Origin of the sequence: Serratia sp. 1D1416, assembly GCF_003641105.1 — a bacterium.
Classification (GTDB): Bacteria; Pseudomonadota; Gammaproteobacteria; order Enterobacterales; family Enterobacteriaceae; genus Serratia; species Serratia ficaria.
Genome location: NZ_CP032738.1, coordinates 3,762,543 through 3,785,721, shown reverse-complemented (window position 1 = coordinate 3,785,721; position 23,179 = coordinate 3,762,543). Strand labels below are relative to the sequence as shown.

Annotated in this window: 26 protein-coding genes and 1 tRNA gene; 11 read left to right on the top strand and 16 right to left on the bottom strand. The window is 59.3% G+C overall.

The features are described 5' to 3' along the window. Window positions 1–160 precede the first annotated feature (160 nt). From puuD to D7I37_RS18330, 4 genes are read left to right on the top strand one after another with little or no spacing between them, the layout of a single operon-like run. A complete protein-coding gene (gene puuD, locus D7I37_RS18345) occupies window positions 161–922 on the top strand; it encodes a gamma-glutamyl-gamma-aminobutyrate hydrolase (protein WP_095097160.1) in 762 nt (253 codons plus the stop codon). Then, complete coding sequence (puuR, locus tag D7I37_RS18340) at window positions 919–1,476, top strand: HTH-type transcriptional regulator PuuR (RefSeq protein ID WP_061795415.1); 558 nt, start codon at window positions 919–921, stop codon at window positions 1,474–1,476. The genes puuD and puuR overlap by 4 nt, the downstream gene beginning before the upstream one ends. 15 nt (window positions 1,477–1,491) lie before the next feature. Then, entirely contained in the window at window positions 1,492–2,988 is a 1,497-nt protein-coding gene (puuC, locus tag D7I37_RS18335; protein ID WP_129544144.1) for an aldehyde dehydrogenase PuuC, read from the top strand. 11 nt (window positions 2,989–2,999) lie between these two features. Further along, a complete protein-coding gene (locus tag D7I37_RS18330; protein ID WP_129544143.1) occupies window positions 3,000–4,280 on the top strand; it encodes an FAD-binding oxidoreductase in 1,281 nt (426 codons plus the stop codon). A gap of 40 nt (window positions 4,281–4,320) precedes the next feature. Here D7I37_RS18330 and D7I37_RS18325 read toward each other — a convergent pair whose 3' ends face one another. Beyond that, window positions 4,321–5,076 carry an SDR family NAD(P)-dependent oxidoreductase gene (locus D7I37_RS18325; RefSeq protein WP_095097154.1) on the bottom strand — a complete coding sequence of 252 codons (756 nt, stop codon included), beginning with the start codon at window positions 5,074–5,076 and terminating at the stop codon, window positions 4,321–4,323. Between the two features lie 259 nt (window positions 5,077–5,335). Beyond that, window positions 5,336–5,764 carry a universal stress protein gene (locus D7I37_RS18320; protein ID WP_061795411.1) on the bottom strand — a complete coding sequence of 143 codons (429 nt, stop codon included), beginning with the start codon at window positions 5,762–5,764 and terminating at the stop codon, window positions 5,336–5,338. 264 nt (window positions 5,765–6,028) lie between these two features. Here D7I37_RS18320 and D7I37_RS18315 point away from each other — a divergent pair, with 264 nt between their 5' ends. Then, entirely contained in the window at window positions 6,029–6,706 is a 678-nt protein-coding gene (locus D7I37_RS18315; protein WP_129544142.1) for a hydrolase, read from the top strand. 211 nt (window positions 6,707–6,917) lie between these two features. On the opposite strand, the gene D7I37_RS18310 is transcribed toward D7I37_RS18315, so the two are convergent. The 9 genes from D7I37_RS18310 to D7I37_RS18270 form a co-directional block, all read right to left on the bottom strand. After that, a tRNA-OTHER gene (locus D7I37_RS18310) sits at window positions 6,918–6,996 on the bottom strand. Between the two features lie 114 nt (window positions 6,997–7,110). Continuing rightward, window positions 7,111–7,323, bottom strand: a complete 213-nt coding sequence (cspA, locus tag D7I37_RS18305; RefSeq protein ID WP_061795409.1) for an RNA chaperone/antiterminator CspA — start codon at window positions 7,321–7,323, stop codon at window positions 7,111–7,113. A 351-nt stretch (window positions 7,324–7,674) separates the two neighbouring features. Further along, window positions 7,675–8,319, bottom strand: a complete 645-nt coding sequence (locus D7I37_RS18300) for a Qnr family pentapeptide repeat protein (protein ID WP_061795408.1) — start codon at window positions 8,317–8,319, stop codon at window positions 7,675–7,677. A 110-nt stretch (window positions 8,320–8,429) separates the two neighbouring features. Continuing rightward, a complete protein-coding gene (locus D7I37_RS18295; protein WP_061795407.1) occupies window positions 8,430–9,173 on the bottom strand; it encodes a DUF3658 domain-containing protein in 744 nt (247 codons plus the stop codon). A gap of 152 nt (window positions 9,174–9,325) precedes the next feature. Further along, a protein-coding gene (locus D7I37_RS18290) for an IS3 family transposase (RefSeq protein WP_129543185.1) occupies window positions 9,326–10,683 on the bottom strand; the annotation gives its coding sequence in 2 pieces (ribosomal slippage) (window positions 9,326–10,221 and window positions 10,221–10,683; 1,359 coding nt in all). Between the two features lie 80 nt (window positions 10,684–10,763). Continuing rightward, window positions 10,764–10,973 (bottom strand): hypothetical protein, encoded by a 210-nt coding sequence (locus D7I37_RS18285; RefSeq protein ID WP_061795406.1) that lies wholly within the window; start codon window positions 10,971–10,973, stop codon window positions 10,764–10,766. Window positions 10,974–11,060: 87 nt separating this feature from the next. Then, window positions 11,061–12,233, bottom strand: coding sequence for a Gfo/Idh/MocA family protein (locus D7I37_RS18280; protein WP_061795405.1), 1,173 nt, complete (start codon window positions 12,231–12,233; stop codon window positions 11,061–11,063). Window positions 12,234–12,247: 14 nt separating this feature from the next. After that, window positions 12,248–13,168 (bottom strand): TIM barrel protein, encoded by a 921-nt coding sequence (locus D7I37_RS18275; RefSeq protein WP_129544141.1) that lies wholly within the window; start codon window positions 13,166–13,168, stop codon window positions 12,248–12,250. Between the two features lie 177 nt (window positions 13,169–13,345). Next, complete coding sequence (locus D7I37_RS18270) at window positions 13,346–14,386, bottom strand: LacI family DNA-binding transcriptional regulator (RefSeq protein ID WP_061795403.1); 1,041 nt, start codon at window positions 14,384–14,386, stop codon at window positions 13,346–13,348. Window positions 14,387–14,679: 293 nt separating this feature from the next. On the opposite strand from D7I37_RS18270, the gene D7I37_RS18265 reads away from it, so the two are divergent. After that, window positions 14,680–15,885 (top strand): CynX/NimT family MFS transporter, encoded by a 1,206-nt coding sequence (locus D7I37_RS18265; RefSeq protein WP_095097139.1) that lies wholly within the window; start codon window positions 14,680–14,682, stop codon window positions 15,883–15,885. Between the two features lie 89 nt (window positions 15,886–15,974). On the opposite strand, the gene D7I37_RS27075 is transcribed toward D7I37_RS18265, so the two are convergent. Further along, window positions 15,975–16,112, bottom strand: a complete 138-nt coding sequence (locus D7I37_RS27075) for a hypothetical protein (protein WP_165283112.1) — start codon at window positions 16,110–16,112, stop codon at window positions 15,975–15,977. A 316-nt stretch (window positions 16,113–16,428) separates the two neighbouring features. Here D7I37_RS27075 and D7I37_RS18260 point away from each other — a divergent pair, with 316 nt between their 5' ends. Next, window positions 16,429–17,541 (top strand): AI-2E family transporter, encoded by a 1,113-nt coding sequence (locus tag D7I37_RS18260; RefSeq protein WP_095100118.1) that lies wholly within the window; start codon window positions 16,429–16,431, stop codon window positions 17,539–17,541. A gap of 55 nt (window positions 17,542–17,596) precedes the next feature. Here the strand turns inward: D7I37_RS18260 and D7I37_RS18255 are convergent, their stop codons facing one another. From D7I37_RS18255 to icd, 4 genes are all read right to left on the bottom strand, one after another. Further along, window positions 17,597–17,935, bottom strand: a complete 339-nt coding sequence (locus D7I37_RS18255; protein WP_061795401.1) for a TonB family protein — start codon at window positions 17,933–17,935, stop codon at window positions 17,597–17,599. Between the two features lie 142 nt (window positions 17,936–18,077). After that, entirely contained in the window at window positions 18,078–18,506 is a 429-nt protein-coding gene (locus D7I37_RS18250) for a GNAT family N-acetyltransferase (RefSeq protein WP_129544140.1), read from the bottom strand. A 29-nt stretch (window positions 18,507–18,535) separates the two neighbouring features. Beyond that, window positions 18,536–18,988 (bottom strand): cell envelope integrity protein TolA, encoded by a 453-nt coding sequence (gene tolA, locus D7I37_RS18245; RefSeq protein ID WP_061795399.1) that lies wholly within the window; start codon window positions 18,986–18,988, stop codon window positions 18,536–18,538. Between the two features lie 119 nt (window positions 18,989–19,107). After that, window positions 19,108–20,361, bottom strand: a complete 1,254-nt coding sequence (gene icd / locus D7I37_RS18240; protein WP_061795398.1) for an NADP-dependent isocitrate dehydrogenase — start codon at window positions 20,359–20,361, stop codon at window positions 19,108–19,110. A gap of 132 nt (window positions 20,362–20,493) precedes the next feature. On the opposite strand from icd, the gene rluE reads away from it, so the two are divergent. The 4 genes from rluE to mnmA all read left to right on the top strand — a co-directional run bounded on the left by rluE (window position 20,494) and on the right by mnmA (window position 23,133). Beyond that, entirely contained in the window at window positions 20,494–21,120 is a 627-nt protein-coding gene (rluE, locus tag D7I37_RS18235; protein ID WP_129544139.1) for a 23S rRNA pseudouridine(2457) synthase RluE, read from the top strand. A gap of 17 nt (window positions 21,121–21,137) precedes the next feature. Then, the gene (locus tag D7I37_RS18230) at window positions 21,138–21,476 is read left to right on the top strand and encodes a lysozyme inhibitor LprI family protein (RefSeq protein ID WP_129544138.1); all 339 of its coding nucleotides are present in this window, start codon (window positions 21,138–21,140) and stop codon (window positions 21,474–21,476) included. A 9-nt stretch (window positions 21,477–21,485) separates the two neighbouring features. Next, window positions 21,486–21,938, top strand: a complete 453-nt coding sequence (locus D7I37_RS18225) for an NUDIX hydrolase (RefSeq protein WP_061795395.1) — start codon at window positions 21,486–21,488, stop codon at window positions 21,936–21,938. A gap of 94 nt (window positions 21,939–22,032) precedes the next feature. Beyond that, a complete protein-coding gene (gene mnmA / locus D7I37_RS18220; protein ID WP_061795394.1) occupies window positions 22,033–23,133 on the top strand; it encodes a tRNA 2-thiouridine(34) synthase MnmA in 1,101 nt (366 codons plus the stop codon). The last annotated feature ends 46 nt before the right edge of the window (window positions 23,134–23,179 follow it).

The following is a 23,179-nucleotide window of genomic DNA, read 5'->3' as shown; positions in this document are numbered from 1 at the left end:
TAATGTCCACAAATGAAACGTAGATGAAACAATTTTGTTTTGCAAGTGTTACTTTTGGTTTGAATATTGCCCATTCCACTGCTAGATTTATAGAATATTGAACGAAAACGGCAGTGGAGAAGCTTATCGTTCATAATTTCGAACATACCAAGGGGATAGCATGGGCAATATATTTAACAGACCAGTCATCGGCGTGGTGATGTGCAGGTATAGGTTAAACGGACACCTCACACAGACCTTGCAAGAAAAGTACCTGAATGCGGTGATCACCGCCGGCGGGCTGCCAATCGCCCTGCCGCACGCGCTGGCGGAGCCGGAATTGCTGGCGGAGCTGCTGGAACGGCTCGACGGCATTCTGCTGCCGGGCAGCCCCAGCAATGTGCAGCCGCACCTTTATGGTGAAAACGGCGATGAGCCTGACGCCGATCCCGGGCGAGATGAATTGAGCCTGGCGCTAATCCGCCATGCGCTCGACAGGCGCATTCCCCTTTTCGCCATCTGCCGCGGCATGCAGGAACTGGTGGTCGCCAGCCAGGGCACCCTGCACCGCCGGCTGTACGAACTGCCCGAGCTGCTCGAACACCGTGAAGATCACGACCTGCCGCTGGAACAGCAATACGCCCCCGCCCACGAAGTCATCGTTCAGGAAGGGGGACTACTTTCGCAACTGATACCGGATTGCAACAGATTCTGGGTGAATTCACTGCACGGCCAGGGCGCCAAAAGCCTCGGCCCGGAGATCCGCATCGAGGCCCACGCCGCCGACGGGCTGGTGGAGGCGATCAGCGTGCGCGATCGGCCTTTCGCGCTCGGCGTGCAGTGGCACCCGGAGTGGAACAGCGAAGAGTACGCCCTGTCGCGCCTGTTGTTTGATGGTTTCATCGCCGCTTGCCGGAACTATCAAAAGGAAAAACGCCCATGAGCAACGTCAGCTTGGCACCGGGAAAACGTCTGTCGCAGATCCGTCAGCAATTAGGGTTGTCGCAGCGCCGGGTCGCCGAACTGTCTGGATTAACCCATAGCGCCATCAGCACTATCGAGCAGGATAAGGTCAGCCCGGCCATCAGCACGCTGCAGAAGCTGCTGACGGTGTATGGGCTGTCGCTGTCGGCGTTTTTTGCCGAGCCGGAGAAGCCGGATGAGCCGCAAATCGTGATCGATCACGAAGATCTGATCGAGATCGGCAGCCAGGGGGTGTCGATGAAGCTGATCCACAATGGCGACCCCAACCGCACCCTGGCGATGATGATCGAAACCTATGAGCCGGGCACCACCACCGGCGAGCGCATCAAGCACCAGGGGGAAGAGATCGGCACGCTGCTGGAGGGCGAAGTGATGCTGCAGGTCAACGGGCAGGCCTATCACCTGCTGGCCGGGCAGAGCTACGCCATCAACACCGGCATTCCCCACAGTTTCAGCAACACGTCGGCGCGGATTTGCCGGATTATCAGCGCCCATACGCCGACGACATTCTGATCAACGGAGCAAGGTATGGATTTCCACCACCTGCAGTACTGGCAACACCGGGCGCAAGCCCTGCATATTGAGAACCGACTGTTTATTAATGGCCGTTATCAATCGGCCGCCGAAGGGGAAAGCTTCGCCGTCGAAGATCCCGCCGGCCGGCGCGAGCTGACGCAGGTGGCGCGCGGCGGCGGCGCCGATATCGATCTGGCGGTCAGCGCGGCGCGCGGCGCATTCGAGCGCGGCGACTGGTCGCAGGCGGCCCCGGCGCAGCGTAAAGCCACCCTGCTGCGCTTCGCCGAACTGATGGAACAGCACCATGAAGAGCTGGCGCTGCTGGAGACGCTGGACACCGGCAAACCTATCCGCCACAGCCTGCGCGACGACGTGCCGGGGGCCATCCGCTGCATTCGCTGGTACGCCGAAGCCATCGATAAGGTGTACGGCGAAATCGCCCCCACCGGCCGCGACGCGCTGGCGTTGATCGAACGCGAGCCGATTGGCGTGGTCGGCGCCATCGTGCCCTGGAACTTCCCGCTGCTGCTGGCCTGCTGGAAACTCGGTCCGGCGCTGGCCGCCGGCAACAGCGTGATCCTCAAGCCGTCCGAGAAATCGCCGCTGTCGGCCATCCTGCTCGGCGCGTTGGCGCAGCAGGCCGGTTTGCCGGACGGGGTATTGAACGTGGTTCCCGGCTACGGCCATGACGCCGGCAAGGCGCTGGCGCTGCATAACGACGTCGACGCCCTCGCCTTCACCGGCTCCACGCTGGTGGCGAAACAGCTGATGATCTACGCCGGCGAATCCAACATGAAGCGCGTCTGGCTGGAGGCCGGCGGCAAAAGCGCCAACATCGTCTTCGCCGATTGCCCGGATCTGGACAAAGCCGCGCAGAGCGCCGCGGCGGGCATCTTCTACAATCAGGGGCAGGTGTGCATCGCCGGCACCCGGCTGCTGGTGGAAGAAAGCATCCAGCAAGATTTTCTGCAGGCGCTGCGCAAGCATGCGGCGGCCTTTGCGCCGGGCGACCCGCTCGATCCCGCCACGGCGATGGGCACGCTGATCGACAGCGGCCACTGCGCGAAAGTGGCGGGCTATATCGAACAAGGGCTCAGCCAGGGCGCCGCGCTGTTCCTCGACGGCCGCCAACATCCGCAGAGCAATCACGCCGGTTACCTAGGCCCGACCATCCTGACCCAGGTGGACAACGGCATGAACGTGGCGCGCGACGAGATCTTCGGCCCGGTGCTGGCGGTAACCGCCTTCAACGGCGAGCAGCAGGCGCTGGCGTTGGCCAACGACAGCGAGTACGGCCTGGGCGCCGCGGTCTGGACCCGCGATCTGGCCCGCGCCCACCGGCTGGCGCGCCAACTGAAGGCCGGCACGGTATTCGTCAACAACTACAACGACGGCGACATGACCGTGCCGTTCGGCGGCTACAAGCAAAGCGGCAACGGCCGCGACAAATCGCTGCACGCGCTGGACAAATTCACCGAACTGAAAACCACCTGGATTTCGCTGGAATAAGGGCCAACATCATGACTGAACATGTAAAAAGCTACTATGCGGCCTCGGCCAACGACCATCGGCCTTATCCGCAGCTGAATGAATCGATCGAATGCGACGTCTGCGTGGTCGGCGGCGGCTATACCGGCCTGTCTTCGGCGCTGTTCCTGGTGGAGGCCGGGTACGACGTGGTGGTGCTGGAATCCGCGCGCATCGGCTTCGGCGCCAGCGGCCGCAACGGCGGCCAGTTGGTCAACTCCTACAGCCGCGACATCGACGTGATTGAGCAGCGTTACGGGCCGGAAAGCGCCCGGCTGCTCGGCAGCATGATGTTTGAGGGCGCAGAGATCATTCGCAGCCGCATCAAGCGATACGCCATCGAATGCGACTACCGCCCCGGCGGCATCTTCGCCGCGCTGAACAATAAGCAGTACCACGCGCTGATCGAGCAGAAGCAAAACTGGGAGCGCTATGGCAATACCCAGCTCGAACTGCTGGGCGCCGATCGGGTGCGGCAGGAAATCGCCAGCGATCGCTACGTCGGCGCGCTGCTGGACCACAGCGGCGGCCACATTCACCCGCTCAACCTGGCGCTCGGCGAAGCCGAGGCGATCCGCCTGCAGGGCGGCCGCATCTTCGAGCAGTCGGCGGTGACCGGCATCCGCCACGGCGAACCGGCGGTCGTCAGCACCGCCGCGGGCCAGGTGAAGGCTCGCCACGTGATCGTCGCCGGCAACGCCTACCTGGGCGACAAGCTGGAGCCGCGCCTGGCGAAGCGCAGCATGCCGTGCGGCACCCAGGTGGTCGCCACCGAGCCGCTGGCGCCAGAGGTGGCGCAGGCGCTGATCCCGCAAAACTACTGCGTCGAAGACTGCAACTACCTGCTGGATTATTACCGCATCACCGGCGATAACCGGCTGCTGTACGGCGGCGGCGTGGTCTATGGCGCGCGCGATCCGGACGACATCGACAACCTGATCCGGCCGAAGCTGCTGAAAACCTTCCCGCAGTTGAAGGGGGTGCGTATCGATTACCGCTGGACCGGCAACTTCCTGCTGACGCTGTCGCGCATGCCGCAGTTCGGCCGATTGGAGAATAACGTCTATTACATGCAGGGCTACAGCGGCCACGGCGTCACCTGCACCCATCTGGCGGGCAAGCTGATCGCCGAACTGCTGCGCGGCGACGCGGAGCGCTTCGACGCCTTTGCCAAACTGCCGCATTTGCCGTTTTTCGGCGGGCGCAACCTGCAGATCCCGTTTACCGCCATCGGCGCCGCATATTACACGCTGCGCGATCGCATTGGGGTGTGATCAAACAAGGCCCGGCGACGCCGGGCCAGATGGTCAACGCTTAAACGATTTTCGGCTGACCGTCCGAGGCGGTCGCCCCGCCGTCGACCGGAATGTTGGCGCCGTTGATAAAGCTGGCGTCATCGCTGGCCAGAAACGCCATCACCGCCGCCACTTCTTCCGGCTCCGCCGCACGGCCCAACGCAATGCGCTCGTTGAACTTGTCGCGGATCTCCTGCGGCCAACCGTTGGTCATGTTGGTTTTCACCAGGCTCGGGCACACCGAGTTGACGCGCACGCCGTCGCCGCCGTGATCCAGCGCCATGGCGCGCGTCAGGTTGACCACCGCGCCCTTCGCCGCGCAATAATATGCCGCGCCCCAGTCGCCGCCCAGGCCGGACACCGATGCGGTGTTGACGATGCATCCCTTGGTTTTCAGCAGGTACGGCAAGGCGAACTTGGAGCAGAACACCACGCCGTCGATGTCGACCCCGGCGATGCGCCGCCAGTCGGCGACGCTGGTTTCCAGCACGCTGCCCGCCACGTGTACGCCGGCGTTGTTCAGCAACACGTCGATGCGGCCCAGCTTCTCCGCCACCTCATTCATCATCTTCTCGACCGCAGCCGGGTCGGAAACGTCGATATGCACCGCCAGCGCCCGGCCCTGCGGCAGCGAAGCGGCCACCCGATCTACCGCGTCCTTGGCCCAGTCGGCCAGCACCACGATGGCGCCCTCGGCGGAAAAACGGCGCGCCGCCGCCTCCCCCATCCCGTTGCCCGCACCGGTGATGACCACCACTTTGTTGTCGAAACGCATGAGACCTCCTCCATGTAAATGTATTCAGATAAGTCATACAAATTCTCATTACCTCGAGGATAAAACTCATGGGCGAACGGGGCCAGTCAAAACGTGCGGTTTGTTAACCAAAAAGAGGTATCAAGAGCAATTTCAATGCGCTGGGACATGCATTCTCGGAATTAAGCCAAACTATTGATGGATATAATAAAATTTACCCTGGTGACTATTTCGATGGGGGGTGTTGCGATGGAGACCCCTCGCCGGGCGAGGGGCTGCGCTATTTTTTGTCGATGGGGATCACCAGCAGATCGACGTTCAGATCGTTGATCGCCTGACGGGCCGAAGACACCAGCCGGCTCCAGACATCGTGGTGATGGCCGAAGATAACCAGATCAAACCCCTTTTCCTTGGCCGCCCGGTTCAGCTCTTGCGTCAGTTCGCCGCGGCTGACGATCACCTCTTCCACCGGGTAAGACGATTGGCCGCGGATCGCATTGAGCATGTTCTTGACCCGCTCCGAGAAAGTGCGGTCGGTGTAGTTGTATTCGCCCACCCCAAGCTCGGCATAATAACCGGTGCGGTGGATATCGATATAGATCAGGGACAGTTTGGCGTTGAGCGCGGCGGCCAGCCTGGCGCCCTTGCCCAGCAGGAACTCGGCGTCTTCGCTGAGATCCGTGGCGACAACGATATGTTGATAAGCCATGATGGCGGCCCTCCGCATAGAGCTGGTAAACAGAATGGCGCTCCCTGCCCGGCTTTCCGCATGGTTCTCATGCAGTTTAAGTTTAGTCCAGCGTCGAAATGATCGCCTGTCGCACCATCGTTCCATTTATGGAACGATGCATCCCGCCTTTACCCTCTAGTGCAATTCAGCCGTGCGCCTAAACTAAGGGCAAGTGATGAGGTTCATCCTTGGTTATTCACCATTGATTGTTATCTCGCGATCCGACTACAGAGGGAAAAAACCATGAGCGCCCCAGCAAACTTCAACGGTCAGCGTCCTGTTATTGATGCCAATGATGCCGTAATGCTGTTGATTGACCACCAGAGCGGCCTGTTCCAGACCGTCGCCGATATGCCAATGACCGAGCTGCGCGCCCGCGCCGGCGCATTGGCCAGCATCGCCACGCTGAGCAAACTGCCGGTGATCACCACCGCCTCGGTGCCGCAAGGCCCCAACGGCCCGCTGATCCCGGAAATCCACCAGAATGCGCCGCATGCGCAGTACGTCGCCCGCAGAGGGGAGATCAACGCCTGGGACAACCCGGAATTCGTGGCGGCGGTGAAGGCTACCGGCCGCAAAACCCTGATCGTCGCCGGCACCATCACCAGCGTGTGCATGGCCTTCCCGTCCATCAGCGCGGTAGCCGAAGGCTATAAGGTGTTCGCGGTGATCGACGCCTCCGGCACCTATTCGAAAATGGCGCAGGAAATCACCCTGGCGCGCGTCGTGCAGGCCGGCGTCGTGCCGATCGACACCGCCGGCGTGGCCTCCGAGCTGCAGGGCAGCTGGAACCGCGAAGACGCGCAGCAATGGGCGGAGGTCTACACCAAAATCTTCCCGGCCTATCAGCTGCTGATCGAAAGCTATCTCAAAGCCCAGGACGTGGTGACCCACCACGAACCGCTGGACTCCCAGCGCTGATCCGCAGGCATAAAAAAGCCCCGGCGCAGAGCCGGGGCTATCAAATATGTGCCGGTTACTTTCCCGGCCGTCATGTTATGGCGCAAGCGTCCATCCAACACTCCAACGTTACGCAGCTTAAGCACAACTTTTTCACAACAGAAAAATAGACTGAGGCGCCGCTTTATTATTTATGCGCCAATCCGTTTTGCTGTTGCCAATAATAAATTATTGGAACGTCATCGAGGAATCGAACCCCAGTCCGCCAGTAAATAAATTCACCGCCGCTCTTCCTGCTGAGCTAATGACGTATTCATTAATACTCCGGGCGAACCCGGAGTTTATTCAGGCAGAGGTTTTTATTTCTTATCCGCTCCGGCTTAAACCATCATCGCTATCGTAAGAAACCGCACCTCAGCTGAAAATTACAACGCGACCACGTTGCCGGCAGAAGGACCCTTCATGCCATTTTCGATAGTGAACTCAACCTGTTGGCCTTCGTCCAGCGTTTTGAAATCGTTGCTCTGGATCGCAGAGAAGTGCACGAACACGTCTTTGCTGCCGTCTGCCGGGGAGATAAAGCCAAAGCCTTTACCTGCATCAAACCATTTTACCAAACCAGTCATTTTAGTAGACATCGATATTTCCTTTCTATTTTTGAGACGCCATAAGGCGATAGAGGTCTGTTTTTATTGGAAACTTATGGGGCACTAGAGAAGGAAATTCGCGGGAGAAGAGGTATCTGAGGATATCGCTAATACTGAGAACTGCTTTACTAAAACTGCTTTCATAAGGTCTGTACTACAAACCGATGACGCTATTTACACATAGCTGGATTATTTAAGCAAGGGATATTTTAAATTATATTCATAGCGCGGATAAATTTATTACGCCGCACCGCCGCGGCGGGCGGTAAAAAAAGCGCGATGCGGTGGAGACCGATCGCGCCTGCGGCGCGTTGATTATCGGCCTGGGCATCAGGCAACGGCTCAGCCGATAATCGCGATCCCCAGCCTCTCCATCAGTTGGGCGGCCTGATAGCTGTCCAGCTTCACGCCCTGCAGATCGGTATGGCGCAGATCCAGCTCCCCCAGCTCGGCATTGCTCAGGTCGCAGTGGGTGACGTTGGCCGCACGCCAGTCGAAGCCGGAGAACTCACCGCCGGACATATCGGAGCCGCTGAAGCTGGCGCCGAGGATCTGCGCCCCATTCCAACGGTTTTCCCACAGCTCGCACTTCTCCAGCACCACCTTGGAGAAATTGGCGTAGCTCAGATTGCTTTTGGTGATATAGGCGCTGCAAAACCAGGTGCGGCTGGTGATCATATTCATAAAGCTGGCGCCGCGAAAATCAGCGCCCTGCGCCCGGCACTCGCGGATTTCGAGGCCCAGCGCGCTGGCGTTTCTGAAATCGGCCATCGACAGATCGCAGCTTTTAAAGCTGGCGTCCTTCAGCAACGCGCGGCTGAAATTGGCGCCCAGCCCGCTTTCGCGATCGTAAAACCGGCAGCCGATAAACTCGCTGCCGGTCAGATCGGCGCCCGAAAAATCGCAGTTAATAAAGTTGCCGTTTTCGACCTTCTCGCCGGTAAAACGGTTACGGTCGATTTTCTCACCCTTCAACGACAGGCTCATTACGCACCCCTGTTTATTTATACAGTCGATGCGGCATTATAGACATAATCGGCTTTTGTAGGGAACCCACCGGCGGGCGGCAAACGAAAAAAAACGCGGCGGATTGGGCGCTAGCGCAGTTTAACCTGTATCCGGTTCATGTTAAGACCGGCGCTCTGCGCCTGCAGCGTCCCTTGCGCGATCAGCGCATACAGACGGAAATTGAGCAAGGTATCGCCGACCGGATAGGGGGAATTGACCATCGCGGCGCCGATCACCCGCGAACCCTGGGTATAATCGGCCGGGCAATGCGCCAGCAGCAGCGAGTCGTGAAAATCCTGCGCTTTGCCCTGCAGCTTTTCCTGGGCAAAAATGCGCACCGGCGCATTTTCCGCCAGCAAACGCCGCCAGTCGGCGATCAGCGCGCTCTTTTCCGCCGCGGACAGCTCGCGGCGGCGGATCCACAGCGGCTCCAGCATTTCCACCGAGCACCAGCCGGTGGCGTCCCGGCCGGCCAATTCGCTGACGTTCACCACGAACACCCGGCGCTCGGCCAGCAGCGGCATCAGCGCGCGCAGCATCAGCTGCTCGTCGGCGTTGTCGCCGAGCCACAGGGTCACCTGCCCGGTCAGCCTGGCCAGCTGCTGCCGAAGCTGAACGATACGCGCCGACATCTGTTCGCCGTCGTGCCATTCCGGCGCGTGGACAGATTGGTACATCTGCTGCAGCCAGCGGAGGCGCTGCGCCAACGCCCGATCGTCGTCCAGCGCATACAGCGGGCCAAACGACAGGGTATCGGGAAACTCCAGCACCACTTCGCCCGGGTACGCCAGCCGCACGCAGCCGTTTAACGGTGCGATATGCACATCCCTCATCGACAGTCTCCTCACGCCATTCCCTAAGATAATCCTGGGGATTCTGCCAACTTTTCTTCGGCGTCACTATACAAACAATCCGAATCTTGCCGACGCGAAGACACAAAAAAACCGCCCGCGTGAACTGACCCCATAAAGTTGGACGGTTTATATTAGGCGGCTATCTGAGCCTGGGTTCGGTACTCTACCGGACTCAGGCCTTTTAATTTCTGTTTTATTCTTTCGTGATTGTAATAGTCGATATATTCGTCAATAGCTACGCGTAATTCACTGATACTTTTATGCTCTTCCAGATACAGGCATTCCACCTTCAGCGTGCCAAAGAAGCTTTCCATCACCGCATTGTCATAGCAGTTTCCTTTGCGGGACATGCTCTGTTTCAACCCTGCGTCCCTGAGCCGTTTCTGATAGTGCCCCATCTGATACTGCCAGCCCTGATCTGAATGCAGCAGCGGATGTTCACCTTCACTCAGCACTGACTGTGCCTTAGTCAGCATATCGTCCACCATCGATAGATGCGGACGAGCTTCCATCTGATACGCGACGATCTCACCGTTGTACAGGTCAAGAACCGGTGATAAATAGAGTTTTTCACCGTTAATTTTAAATTCAGTAACGTCAGTTACCCACTTCTGGTTCGGTTTGTCCGCGCTGAACTGGCGGTTCAGAACATTGCCTGCGGCTTTGCCATAATGACCTTTGTAGGAGGTATATTTCTTCCTTCTGATACAGGATGTTAACGCCAACTGCTGCATCAGCCTTTGAACCGTTTTATGATTCAGCTGACTTCCTTCCCGGCGAACGGCAAGCGTTATCCTGCGGTATCCATACCGTCCTTTATGCTTATGAAATAGCGTCAAAATCTGACGCTTATCGTCGGCGTATTTGTCTTCCTTTTTGCCGCTCGTCATCTGCCAGTAAAAAGTACTTCTGGCTAATCCGGCAGCTTTCAGTAAGCGAGCCAGAGGAAACAGCAGCCTTAACTCATTCACGACCTGCGTTTTATCTCGCGCTTTGGTGTGTTCTTTTCCCTGAGTAAGGCCTGCAGCTTTTTTAAATAGGCCACCTCAACGCGTAGCTGCTCAAGTTCTTCACGTTCGTCCGAGCTAAGCGAGTCTTTGGAAGGGAGTACTGACTTATTTCCAGAGATTTCCGGCATCGTTTTTTTCCTGCGACGATTGTCTGTGAGGGCTTCTATACCGCCTTCATCATACAGTCGTTTCCACTGACAAACCGAGGAAAAAGCAGGGATAGTGAACTTTGCACAGGCTTCGCGAACAGACATCTGGCGTTCACGCATATGCAGGATAACGGACTCTTTGAAAGCAGGAGAATAGATGAAATGTCGGGTAATCAGTCCGGCTTCACCATGAAGTTTCCAGGCAACAGACCACTTACGAACGGCGCTGTGGTCGATACCAAAGCGCTTTGCCGTCGCCTTCTGCCCTTCCAGCCCGGAAAGATAGTGCTGCACGACCTGAAGCTTAAAGCTAAGAGAATATTTGCTCATAAAAAACTGCACCTTACTCAGTTGGGTGTCCAACTTTTGGGGTGCAGTTCACGCGGGCGGTTTTTCACCAGGATAAAGGGTTACTTCAATGCTTCCTGAATGGCGTCGGCCATCGGGCCAATGTGTTTCTCCGCCGCCTTCAGCTGGAAATCCACCCCGTTGCCGTCGTTGGTGTCGGACAAGGTGGCCTTGATCAACTCCAGCGCCGCCTGCACCGCCACCAGCCTCTTATGCTGCTCGTCCGTGACCGGTTTGGAGCCCATATTGCTCGGGTAATATTGCTCTAACATCCTGCTCTCCTTTTTGATGACGTCAGCGGTTAACTTAACAGAAACCCTCTGACTTATTAAGGAGACAAAGCTGGGCTCCGGCGCCGCTCAGCCGAACGTCACCCAGCCGGCGCCGGCATCGGCTGAGCGCACGCAGTTTTCCACCCAGCGCACGCCCAGGGTGCCGGCGTGCACGTCGGGGTACCAGAAGTCCGCCAGGAAAGCCGCATCCCGCCTGTCGGTGGCGTCCATCGCCAGCGCAAAGCGCCGATACAGATTCGACCAGGCCTCGAACAGCCCCTCCGGATGTCCGCCGCCGATGCGGTCGTCGGCCAATGCCGCCGGATCGAGGTAAGACATGCCGCGCTCCAGGATCCTCACCGGTTCACCCTGCACTTCAAAGCGCAGCTGGTTGGGCTGTTCGTCCCACCATTCCAGGCTGGCCTTCGAGCCGACGATCCGTATTTTCTGCCCGTGCATCGAGCCGCAGTTGACCGCGGAACACCACAGCGACCCCACGGCGCCGTTGTCGTACTCCATCAGCACGTAAGCGTTGTCTTCCAGCGGCGCGCGCGATTTCACAAAGCTCTGCCGGGCGCACATCAGCCGCCGGATGTTGAGCTGCGGCGCCATGGTCTCCGCCAGAAACAGCGTATGGGTAGCCAGATCGCCCAGCACGTAGCTGGGGCCGACAAAATGCGGATCCACCCGCCAGCGGGTGCTGGGGTTCTCCAGCTCCACCGGCTCGGCGTGAAAACCGTGGGAAAACTGCATATTGACGATGCGGATATCCCCCAACCGACCTTCGGCGATCATCTGCCGGGCCTGCAGGATCAGCTGATGCCCGGCATAGCCGTAAGTCACGCCCAGGATTTTGTTGTGCTGCCGGCAGAGCGCTTCCAGGGTTTGCGCCTGTTCCACGGTGAAACACAGCGGCTTTTCGCACACCACGTGCAGGCCGGCCTCGAGCGCCGCCCGGCAGATGGCGTAATGGGTATTGTTGGGCGTGGCGATCGACACCGCCTCAATGCCGTCCGGCCTGGCGGCCTCTTCGCGAAACAGCGCGGCGTAATCCGCATAGCAGCGGTCCGCCGCCACGCCCAGGCTTTGCCCGAAGCGGCGGCCGCGCTGCGCGTCGATATCGAACGCCCCCGCCGCCAGGGTGAAGGTGCCGTCGCGCAGTGCGGCCGAGCGATGAATATAGCCAATCTGGCTGGTGCCGCCGCCGCCGACCATGCCCCAGCGCAGGGATCTTGCCAGAGGTTTGCTGCCGTTGATCATGCTGTGTCTCCCGATTAAAAACCGACGCTGCGCAGGTAGCCCAGGCTCTCGGTCACGTCACGCAGGCTGCCCTGCACATTGCGCGGATCGCGCTCCTGTTCGATGGTGATCCAGCCCCGATAACCGCGCCGCGCCAGCAACGCCCGCAGCTGCGGGTAGTCGATCGCCCCTGTGCCCAGCGGGCACATTACGCCTTCGGCGCAGGCGGTGAAGAAATCCACCCCGCGCTTCAGCACCTCTGGGTAGACCTGCGGATCGACATCCTTGAAATGCAGGTAATCGAGGCGCGCGAAATGCTTCTCCAGCCAGGTGGCCGGATCCATGCCGGAGTAATACAGGTGCCCGGTATCCAGGCAAAGCCCGGCGGTCCGATGCGGAATATCCGCCGCCAGCCGGTCGATTTCATCGGCGAACTCGATGCAGCCGCCGGCGTGCGGATGCACGACCGCCCGCACGCCGTATTCGAGCCGGGCAATGTCGCTGATGCGCTTGATATGCCCGATCATCCTTTGCCAATCCGCGGCCGACACGCGCGGCGCCAGGGCGGGCTGCCCGGCGAACCTGGCGCGCTGCGGGTCGCCGAAATCGATAATCACCAGATAGGGCGGCGTATTTTCACCGGCCGCGCCCCGCGCCTGGGGCGCCTGCGACAGGTTGCGGCAAATGTTGTGGGTCAGGGCGAGGATAGAGGCGAAATTCTCTTCGCTGACCAGATCGTCAAAAATGGTGCCGGCCACCAGCGACAGCCCCTGCCGCCGCAACGCGGCGCTCAACGCCGCGGTTTCGGTGGGCAAATAGCCCCAGGGACCCAGCTCAATGCTGCGGTAGCCGGCGGCGGCCGCCTCCTGCAGCACCTTGGCGTAAGGCGGCAAATAGGGATTTTTCGGGTCGTCCACGCCCCAACTGCAGGGCGCATTGGCGATTGGCAGGTTCATCTCGGCGGTTCCTTATGGGGAAAACATGGCGGCAGTATCAAACAAATATTTCGAAACCGACAACGATGAAACTTTCATTTTTTGATGGAGATCGCGTTAATTTTGATAGTTTAAATGATAGTTTTCAATCAAACCGAGACGCCAAGCGGCCTGGACGCCAGGCCGACTATCTGCGGTTCAGAGGTTTTCTTTAGTGATGAGATCGAAACGGTTGAGTACCTGCAGCTGCCCGCCCTGCTCGCCGTTGGCGGCCGCGGCGACGAAGGTATCGATGATGGCGGCGGCGAACTCGGCGATGCGGTGAGACAGCATCAGATCCAGGGTGCCGTCGATCAACGCCATTTCCGCGCCGGCCACCGGGCCGTGGCAAACCAGCATCACATCCTGCTGCCGGCCGCTCTCGCGCAGCGCCCGGAAGATACCCTCAACGCCGCCGCTCGGCGCATACAGCGCCACCAGTTCGGGGTGCCGCTGCAGCATCTCATGCGTCACCCGGTGCGCGGTTTCCGCATCCTCATGGCTGCGCACCGGTTCCAGCACGCGCTGGCCGCTCATCTGCTCGCGCAGGTAGGAGCGAAAGCTGCTTTCGCAGGCCTCCTGACACAGAAAGCGATTATCGCCGATGATCACCCCCACCTCACCCTGGCGGCGACACAGGCGATCCACCGCCCAGGCGGCGGTGCGGCCGGCCTGCTGATTGTCCAGGCCGATAAAGCCGGCGCGGCCGTGCACCGAGAGATCCGACAGCAGCGCGAAAACTTTCGTCCCCGCCCGGCAGGCCTCTTCCACCGCATAACGGATCAGCGCGTTATCCAGCGCCAGCACCCCGATGACCTCCACCTCACGGCTGAGCCGCGTAATGGCGGCGGCGGTTTCGCCGACGGCGTTGATATCCTGAAAAACGAACTGCGGCGGCTGCCCCGGCTCATGATAAGGGCTTGCCTGCGCCAACAGGGCGTCGGCCAATTGGGCATAAAACGAGTGTTCCCGGCGCAACAGGATAAATCCCATCTTCAGCCGCCGTTCAGGCGGCCCCGCCAGCGCCGACAGGTAATGGGACTTTTCCAACGCAAACCCCAGCTTTTTCGCCGCTTCAATCACCCGCCGCTCCGTCGCCGGACGTACCGGCGAGCGCCGGTTCATGACCCGATCGACGGTGGCGATGCCGACCCGCGCTTCTCTGGCGATAGCCGCCATCGTGGTTTTTTTACCTGACATCATCGTCTCCATGATGGATTTGATGAAAAATTATCATAACTGGCCGCCGGCAAGAAACCCGCCGTGGCCGGTTATGTGAGTTGGCGCGTACCTGGCCGGCTGTACATGCTCTTCTCCTTGATATAGGCAGCCCGTCTTATCTTATCCGACGCTACTCGCAATGGTCTGAATCGGCGGATCAAACGCCAATAAAGCTCGAAATGTAAGGTTGTGCCGGCCGGCAGAGCAATAATTGAACTGCCGCAGCCGCGTTCCCGGCGCATAGTCTGCATTTCACCGCCCCGGAGATTGCCATGACCGCCATAAAACCTGAAGCGCTGGACTCTGTTCGCCTGACGCCCGCCACCCAATGGGCCGCCGTGGCGAACGTGCTGTTCGCCGGCATTGCCGCCGCCCTGCACGTGGGCAAGGCAACCATCGCCCTGCCGGAACTGCAGCGGGAGTTCGGCCGTTCGCTGGAGTCGCTGAGTTGGGTCATCTCGGCCTTTCCGTTCGTCGGCGTATTCGGCGGCATCGTTGCCGGCCTGCTGGTGCGGCGCTGGGGCGACCGACGCCTGCTGATACTCGGGCTGCTGATCGTCAGCGCCGCCAGCTTCGCCGGCGCCGCGCTGCACGGCTTTAACGGGCTGATCGCCACGCGCTTTATCGAAGGGATTGGCTTCGTGATCGTGGTTGTCGCTTCACCGGCGGTGCTCACCCGGGTGGTTGATCCGCAGCGGCGCAACCTGGTGTTCGGCATCTGGAGCACCTTTATGCCGGCCGGCATCGCCATTTCGCTGTTTTTCGGCCCGCACTTCACCGGCTGGCAGCAGAGTTGGCTGGCCGGCGGCGCCCTGACGCTGCTGACGGCGCTGCTGCTGCCGCTGACCACCCGCCGCAGCCCGAGCATCGCGCCATCCGCCGCCCCGTTCCTGCTGCGCCAGGCGCTGGGCCGCATCCTGCGTGCGCGGCAGCCCGCGCTGCTGGCGCTGATGTTCACCGCTTATAACCTGCAGTTTTTCTCGGTGATGACCTTTCTGCCAATCTTCCTGATGCAACGCGTCGGCCTGACGCTCACCGCCGCCGGCGGCGTCAGCGCGGCGATCGTCGCGGTGAATATCATCGGCAATCTCAGCGCCGGGTTGCTGCTGTCGCGCGGCCTGCGCGCCAGAACCCTGCTGGCCGCCACCAGCCTGTTGATGGGGATAACCGGAGCCGGCATTTTTCTTAGCGCCACGCCGGCCACTGTGCTGATCCCGCTGTGTTTCGTGTTTTGCGCCATCGCCGGCATGCTGCCCGCCACCCTTCTGGCGGCGACGCCGGCGGCGTCACCGGATCCGACGTTGATTCCGCTGAGTTTGGGGCTGGTGATGCAGGGCAACTACCTCGGCCAGGTGATCGGGCCGCTGGCGCTGAGCGCCATCGTCGCCTATGCCGGTTGGTCCGCTCCCGCCGCGCTGGTGTTGGCGGCCGCCGTGGCGGGCGCTGCGCTGGCGTTCGCGTCACAGGCCAAAGCCTGAGTGAAAAGAAGAGGAAGCAACATCGAGTGCGGGGCCTGCGGTTATTTTTATAAGAAAGCTTAATTATTCCCTGGCGAATGATGCATCTGCTATCTGGAAGGATACGGCCAGTGGTGATCCAAACCGGATAATGACAGCGCGCCGGTCGCCGCCAGATAGATCAGCAGGCCGGCAAAGACGATCAATACCGCCTTCTCGATGATCTTCAGTCGCTTGTGTTCAGTCACTTGCATACCCTCTTGGTTGTTTCAAAGAAATGTGATCCAGTTAAAACTTAGGTAACACCGGCCGCATCATCAAGCGCGCTTCACAAAATGAAACAAAAACCATAAAATTTGTTAATGGTTAATCCCGGAAGCCCATCAACGGCTCCCGCCGCCAATCGGGTAAACTTCGCTGTTTCACTGCAATAATTCCGGCTATCCACTAGAATTCTCCGGGGCTCCGGCGAAAAAAAATCCGCTACCGGTTAAGCGTTGGTGATGATAGGGTTGCTGGCAGTTAGCGCCGATGATTGGCGGATTTATCATTTGAGGGATGAATATGATGTCTAAAGGTATTTCAAAGGGATTTTTTATTCTGATCCTTTTTATCGTGACGGCCGCATTTCTGGACGTACTGGGCCCCTACTACTCCTCCGTGCTGTGGGCCATTATCCTGGCGGTGATTTTCCACCCGCTGAAGAAAAAGCTTAAACAATATCTGGGTGAGAGAAACGGGCTGGTATCGCTGTTGACGGTCGCGGTGATCTGCCTGATCGTATTTACGCCGTTGGCGATCATCGCCTCTTCGCTGGCGATGGAATTCAACGTCATCTACACCAAGCTGCAAAATAACGATACCCAGCTGCCGGTTATTCTGGCCGAGGTCCTGCAGCATCTTCCGGGCTGGGCGCGCCATTTCCTGGCGGAACACAACCTCGACAATGCGGCGGATATCCAGAAACAGCTTTCCGAAGTGGCGCTCAAAGGCGGGCAATACCTGGCCGGCAGCGTATTCCTGATCGGCAAGGGCACCTTCAATTTCTTCGTCGGCTTCGGCGTGATGCTGTATCTGCTGTTCTTCCTGCTGAAGGACGGCCCGTATCTGGTCAACCTGGCGCTCGAAGCCCTGCCGCTGTCCGAGCATGTTAAACACCACCTGTTCGTCAAGTTCGCCGCCGTTTCGCGCGCTACCGTTAAAGGCACGGTGGTGGTGGCGATAGTGCAAGGCGCGCTCGGCGGCCTGGCGTTTTACTTTACCGGCATCGACGGCAGCCTGCTGTGGGGCGCGCTGATGGCTTTCCTGTCGATCATCCCTGCGGTGGGCTCGGCGATTATCTGGGTGCCGGCGGCAATCTATTTCTTCGCCAGCGGCATGCTGTGGAAAGGCCTGTTCCTGGTCGGCTTCTTCGTGGTGATTATCGGGCTGGTGGATAATATTCTGCGCCCGCTGCTGGTCGGCAAGGACACCAAAATGCCGGACTACCTGATCCTGATTTCTACATTGGGCGGCATGGAGATTTACGGCATTAACGGCTTCGTCATCGGCCCGTTGATCGCCGCGCTGTTCATCGCCTGCTGGAATATCCTTTCCGGGCGCGACAGCAAAGAAACCACCGATGAAATCGACGAAGAGTTTATCGAGGAAGGCAAAAACCACCCCGACGCCAGCTAAGCGCGTCGAAAATGGTCGGTAGCAAAGAAAAGCCGGGAGGATCTCCCGGCGTTATTCACAGCATCTCGGCCGACGCCATCTTGAATCGCACGGTCATATCAACGTCCTTATAAGGCTGGTTCTTCTCAAAGCGCCACTGGGCCATGGCGGCGATGACTTTGTCTTCAAACAATCCCCGCGGCTGTGCATCCAATATCCTGACTTCGCTGACTTTGCCATCAGCGCCTACGTCGTACCGCAGTTTGACATAGCCCTCGATCTTATTGTCAACGGCATAGACGGGATAATTCGGATTCAGCCGGGATATGGGTTTCGGCTTAGGCCCCTGGGGGGCGTTGGAAGCCGTACAGGCGCAAAGCGCCAGAGCGATTGAAAGCATCAGTGGCTTGAACATGGCAACGTCCTGTTGAAAGTACTGCCGAATTTTAGCTTATCCCGGGGAAAATGAAAATGATTCTCAATTGAAATCAAGGTGCGGAGCGGATGAGGCAAGATAAAAATGTGGCGGGAAGATAGCGGCCATGGCGAGGTCAGTTTTACGCGCCTCTGCGCGGGTAAAAAAACACCAGTTCGGGATCGTTTTCATCGAGGTTTTCAATATAGCCGCTTTCGATAAATCCGGCCTTCAGGAGCAGCGCCCGCATAGGCAAATTCGAACGGTTGGTTGAGGTGAACAGCTTGGGCTGGGGGCAACGGGAGATCAATGCGGCTATCATCCTGGCCCCCGTGCCATGGCGCCTGCCGCCTGCGGCGACCATCAGCATTTCGATAAAGCCGCAGCCGAAGAAGTGGCCGTTCAGCACGCCATAGGCCATCAACTGCCCTTCTTCGCCTTCAGCCAGGTAGCAGTTGCCTGCCATGCACCATTGGCGGATCTGAACGCGACGATGCGCATCCTGGGGTGCGACGCTATCAATGGCGATCAATGCCGCAACATCTGCCTCGGTGGCAGGGCGAATCCTCATTGCAGACTCCGGTATTGCTGTTAATGCTGTTATTGAGCCCCTGGCGGGCGGAACTCCAATACGCTAGTTTTAAAGGTATCATAAACTGCGGGTGTCGGGGGCTTGGGAAGTCGAGCATGGGTAAGCGCCTTGACCGCGGCGCGGCAAAGCGCCGGATCCCCTCCTTCAGACTGTACGTTTAACAACAGCCCGTCAGGAGCCAACATAATCTTCAGGGCGCAACGTTTACCGGCATAAGAGTCGGCATCGTTCAAATGACGTGCAATAGCGGATCGCAACTGAGCGGCGTAATCATTCGCCTCAGAGCCAGGAGCGGGGGCCGCTTTGTTTTCGAGGGAAGCAAAAAGGTCATCGACCTCTTGGTTAATCGGATCGGCTTGGTGCGCGGAGGCGGCTTTGGCCCCTGCGGTTAACGTCAATGCGCCAATGATCAACAGCAATGAAGAAACGCCGGTTTTACATCCTAAATAGGTTACTTTCATATCCCTTTCCTTATGGATAATTCCCAGTAGGCCAGTCAAATAACGCCCACGCCAATATTTTATATTGAATAAAAAAGGGAGCCCTGAGGCTCCCGTTATCATTTGACGCTAAAACACCCTTACATGTGCTTAACGATAGCGTCGCCAAACTCTGAACATTTCAGCAGTTTAGCGCCATCCATCAGGCGTTCGAAGTCATAGGTCACGGTCTTGGCGGCGATGGCGCCTTCCATGCCCTTAACGATCAGATCAGCCGCTTCGAACCAACCCAGGTGACGCAGCATCATTTCTGCGGACAGGATGATGGAGCCTGGGTTCACTTTGTCCTGGCCGGCGTACTTAGGCGCGGTGCCGTGGGTCGCTTCGAACAGCGCGCAGTCGGAGCCGATGTTGGCGCCCGGCGCGATGCCGATGCCGCCAACCTGGGCAGCCAGGGCGTCGGAGATGTAGTCGCCGTTCAGGTTCATACAGGCAATCACGTCGTATTCCGCCGGGCGCAGCAGGATTTGCTGCAGGAAGGCGTCGGCGATCACGTCTTTAACCACGATCTCTTTGCCGGTGTTCGGGTTCTTGATCTTCAGCCATGGGCCGCCGTCGATCAGCTCGCCGCCGAATTCTTCGCGCGCCAGCTCGTAGCCCCAATCCTTGAAGGCACCTTCGGTGAACTTCATGATGTTGCCCTTGTGAACCAGGGTCACGGAATCGCGGTCGTTGGTGATGGCGTATTCGATCGCCGCACGCACCAGACGCTTGGTCCCTTCTTCAGAACATGGCTTAACGCCGATGCCGCACTGCTCTGGGAAGCGGATTTTCTTCACGCCCATTTCGTCGCGCAGGAATTTGATCACTTTGTCCGCTTCGGCGGAACCGGCTTTCCACTCGATGCCGGCGTAGATGTCTTCGGCGTTTTCGCGGAAGATCACCATGTCGGTCAGCTCAGGCTGTTTAACCGGGCTTGGGGTGCCCTGGTAGTAACGCACCGGACGCAGACACACATACAGGTCCAGCTGCTGGCGCAGCGCCACGTTCAGGGAGCGGATACCGCCACCGACCGGGGTAGTCAGCGGGCCTTTGATGGCGACGCGGTAGTCACGGATCAGATCCAGGGTTTCGTCCGGCAGCCACACGTCTTTCCCGTAAACGTGAGTGGATTTTTCGCCGGTGTAGATTTCCATCCAGGAGATTTTACGTTCGCCGTGGTAGGCCTTTTTCACGGCCGCATCAACCACGTGAATCATAGCAGGGGTAACGTCAACGCCAATGCCGTCGCCTTCGATAAACGGAATGATCGGGTTATTCGGAACAACCAGTTTACCCTGGGCATCGACCGTAATCTTTTTACCTTCTGCCGGAACAACTACTTTGCTTTCCATCAACCTCTCCTTCAAGCGCAATTTTTGTTAATGCTTTGTAAGATGCGTGTAGATACTACTTGAATATTCGCTCCGCGCCAATCCGAAACGGATTCGGTTATAATGCGCCTATCATCCGTAATCTCAACCGTTATGAAAAAATTCCCTGTTAGAAATCACGGCGTTAAACGATTCAGCAAACCCAATGCCGCCAAACCCGCGGCGGCGCACGGCCCGCGCCGGGTGGTGTTATTCAACAAACCCTTCGACGTGCTGCCGCAGTTCACCGACGAAGCCGGCCGCGCCACGCTGAAAGAATTCATTCCCTTCCCCGACGTTTACGCCGCCGGGCGTCTGGATCGCGACAGCGAAGGCCTGCTGGTGCTCACCAACGACGGCAAGCTGCAGGCGCAGCTGACCCAGCCGGGCAAGCGCACCGGCAAGGTGTATTTCGTGCAGGTGGAGGGCGCGCCGCAGGACAGCGATTTGGCGCCGCTGCGCAGCGGCGTCACGCTGAAAGACGGCCCCACCCTGCCCGCCGGCGTGGAGCGGGTGGACGAGCCGCACTGGCTGTGGCCGCGCAACCCGCCAATTCGCGAGCGCAAATCCATCCCCACCGCCTGGCTGAAAATCACCCTGTTCGAAGGGCGAAATCGCCAGGTGCGTCGCATGACTGCGCATATCGGGTTCCCTACCCTGCGCCTGATTCGCTACAGTATGGGTAATCTTTCATTGGGTGAACTGCAACCCGGTGAATGGAAAAGCCTTGATTCCCTGTAGTTCGCCAAGGAGCCGCCATGAAAAAAGCATTAACCGCGCTACTGTTCACCGGCCTGCTGTTGGCCTCTGCGGCGCAGGCCGCCAGCTTCGACTGCGCCAAAGCCGTCAATGCCGACGAGAAAGCGATTTGCGCCAGCCGCACGCTGAGCGATAAGGACGTGGAAATGGCCACCAAATACCAATTCCTGCGCGGCCTGTTCGCCATGGGCGCCCGCGGCGCGATGCAGGACCGCCAGCAGGGCTGGCTGGAACAACGCAGGCTGTGCGGCAGCGACGCCGGCTGCCTGGCGCAGAGCTATAAAGTCCGCATCGCCGAGCTGGATGACATTTACCAACGCATCGACAAACCGCTGTAAGGGGCCGCCATGTTCAAACCGCACGTCACCGTCGCCTGCGTAGTGCACGCCGCCGGCAAATTCCTGATCGTCGAAGAAACCATCAACCGCAAAGCCCTGTGGAACCAGCCGGCCGGCCACCTCGAGGCCGACGAAACCCTGGTGCAGGCCGCCGAGCGCGAGCTGTGGGAAGAGACCGGCATCCGCGCCACGCCGCAGTCGTTCCTGCGGTTGCACCAGTGGATCGCGCCGGACCGCACGCCTTTCCTGCGCTTCTGTTTCGTCATCGAACTGGAGCGGCAGCTGCCGACCGAGCCGCACGACAGCGACATCGACCGCTGCCTGTGGCTGAGCGCCGAGGAAATTCTACAGGCGCCCAACCTGCGTTCCGCGCTGGTGGCGGAGAGCATTCGCAGCTACCAACAGCCGGAGCGTTACCCGCTGTCGCTGGTCGGCAGCCATGACTGGCCGTTCTCGGCCTAAGCACAATAAGAGCAGTGCGCAGGCCCGCCCGACGTGATAAAATCCTGCGCTTGTTTTTATCAGCACGGTTCGTGTTCAAGTTCGTGAGAATCCCATGTCAGACAACAGCCAGAAAAAAGTAATCGTCGGAATGTCCGGCGGCGTCGACTCTTCCGTTACTGCCTATCTGTTACAGCAACAGGGCTATCAGGTCGCTGGGCTGTTTATGAAAAACTGGGAAGAGGACGATGACGAAGAATACTGCTCCGCCGCGACCGATCTGGCCGACGCGCAAGCGGTATGCGACAAGCTGGGCATCGAACTGCATACGGTAAACTTCGCGGCGGAGTACTGGGACAACGTATTCGAACTGTTCCTGGAAGAGTACAAGGCCGGCCGCACGCCGAACCCGGACATCCTGTGCAATAAAGAAATCAAATTCAAAGCTTTCCTGGAGTTCGCCGCGGAAGATCTGGGGGCCGATTTTATCGCCACCGGCCACTACGTGCGCCGCCAGGACGTGGACGGCAAAAGCCGCCTGCTGCGCGGCGTCGACGGCAACAAGGATCAGAGCTACTTCCTGTACACGCTGGGCCACGAGCAGGTGGCGCAAAGCCTGTTCCCGGTCGGCGAGCTGGAAAAACCGGAGGTGCGCCGCATCGCCGAGCAGCTGGAGCTGGTCACCGCCAAGAAGAAAGACTCCACCGGCATCTGCTTTATCGGCGAGCGCAAGTTCCGCGACTTCCTCGGCCGCTACCTGCCGGCGCAGCCGGGGCCGATCGTCAGCGTCGACGGCCAGGCCGTCGGCGAGCACCAGGGGTTGATGTATCACACCCTCGGCCAGCGCAAGGGGCTGGGCATCGGCGGCATGAAAGACAGCAGCGAAGATCCCTGGTACGTGGTGGACAAAGACGTGGCCAACAATGTGCTGGTGGTGGCGCAGGGGCACGACCATCCGCGCCTGATGTCGGTCGGCCTGATCGCGCAACAGCTGCACTGGGTCGATCGCCTGCCGCTCGGCGGCCCGTTCCGCTGCACGGTGAAAACCCGCTATCGCCAGCAGGACATCCCCTGCACCGTTACGCCGCTCGACGATCAACGCATCGAAGTGCGCTTCGACGAGCCGGTGGCCGCCGTCACGCCAGGCCAGTCTGCGGTGTTCTATCAGGGTGAAGTCTGCCTTGGCGGCGGCATCATCGAACAACGCCTGCAGTAACGGCTCGCCCCCCGCTATGCGAAAGGCGCTGCGGTGATTGCAGCGC

Bases quoted from the DNA above. Each gene is read 5' to 3' on its own strand.
- D7I37_RS18225 (WP_061795395.1), top strand. From the start codon at position 21,486: ATGTTCAAACCGCACGTCACCGTCGCCTGCGTAGTGCACGCCGCCGGC.
- D7I37_RS18275 (WP_129544141.1), bottom strand. From the start codon at position 13,168: ATGAACCTGCCAATCGCCAATGCGCCCTGCAGTTGGGGCGTGGACGAC.
- mnmA (WP_061795394.1), top strand. From the start codon at position 22,033: ATGTCAGACAACAGCCAGAAAAAAGTAATCGTCGGAATGTCCGGCGGC.
- puuD (WP_095097160.1), top strand. From the start codon at position 161: ATGGGCAATATATTTAACAGACCAGTCATCGGCGTGGTGATGTGCAGG.
- D7I37_RS18250 (WP_129544140.1), bottom strand. From the start codon at position 18,506: ATGAGGATTCGCCCTGCCACCGAGGCAGATGTTGCGGCATTGATCGCC.
- puuC (WP_129544144.1), top strand. From the start codon at position 1,492: ATGGATTTCCACCACCTGCAGTACTGGCAACACCGGGCGCAAGCCCTG.
- tolA (WP_061795399.1), bottom strand. From the start codon at position 18,988: ATGAAAGTAACCTATTTAGGATGTAAAACCGGCGTTTCTTCATTGCTG.
- icd (WP_061795398.1), bottom strand. From the start codon at position 20,361: ATGGAAAGCAAAGTAGTTGTTCCGGCAGAAGGTAAAAAGATTACGGTC.
- D7I37_RS18315 (WP_129544142.1), top strand. From the start codon at position 6,029: ATGAGCGCCCCAGCAAACTTCAACGGTCAGCGTCCTGTTATTGATGCC.
- D7I37_RS18325 (WP_095097154.1), bottom strand. From the start codon at position 5,076: ATGCGTTTCGACAACAAAGTGGTGGTCATCACCGGTGCGGGCAACGGG.
- D7I37_RS18295 (WP_061795407.1), bottom strand. From the start codon at position 9,173: ATGAGGGATGTGCATATCGCACCGTTAAACGGCTGCGTGCGGCTGGCG.
- D7I37_RS18280 (WP_061795405.1), bottom strand. From the start codon at position 12,233: ATGATCAACGGCAGCAAACCTCTGGCAAGATCCCTGCGCTGGGGCATG.
- puuR (WP_061795415.1), top strand. From the start codon at position 919: ATGAGCAACGTCAGCTTGGCACCGGGAAAACGTCTGTCGCAGATCCGT.
- D7I37_RS18230 (WP_129544138.1), top strand. From the start codon at position 21,138: ATGAAAAAAGCATTAACCGCGCTACTGTTCACCGGCCTGCTGTTGGCC.
- D7I37_RS18270 (WP_061795403.1), bottom strand. From the start codon at position 14,386: ATGTCAGGTAAAAAAACCACGATGGCGGCTATCGCCAGAGAAGCGCGG.
- D7I37_RS18255 (WP_061795401.1), bottom strand. From the start codon at position 17,935: ATGTTCAAGCCACTGATGCTTTCAATCGCTCTGGCGCTTTGCGCCTGT.
- D7I37_RS18260 (WP_095100118.1), top strand. From the start codon at position 16,429: ATGATGTCTAAAGGTATTTCAAAGGGATTTTTTATTCTGATCCTTTTT.
- rluE (WP_129544139.1), top strand. From the start codon at position 20,494: ATGAAAAAATTCCCTGTTAGAAATCACGGCGTTAAACGATTCAGCAAA.
- D7I37_RS18265 (WP_095097139.1), top strand. From the start codon at position 14,680: ATGACCGCCATAAAACCTGAAGCGCTGGACTCTGTTCGCCTGACGCCC.
- D7I37_RS18320 (WP_061795411.1), bottom strand. From the start codon at position 5,764: ATGGCTTATCAACATATCGTTGTCGCCACGGATCTCAGCGAAGACGCC.
- D7I37_RS18300 (WP_061795408.1), bottom strand. From the start codon at position 8,319: ATGAGCCTGTCGTTGAAGGGTGAGAAAATCGACCGTAACCGTTTTACC.
- D7I37_RS18330 (WP_129544143.1), top strand. From the start codon at position 3,000: ATGACTGAACATGTAAAAAGCTACTATGCGGCCTCGGCCAACGACCAT.
- D7I37_RS18285 (WP_061795406.1), bottom strand. From the start codon at position 10,973: ATGTTAGAGCAATATTACCCGAGCAATATGGGCTCCAAACCGGTCACG.
- cspA (WP_061795409.1), bottom strand. From the start codon at position 7,323: ATGTCTACTAAAATGACTGGTTTGGTAAAATGGTTTGATGCAGGTAAA.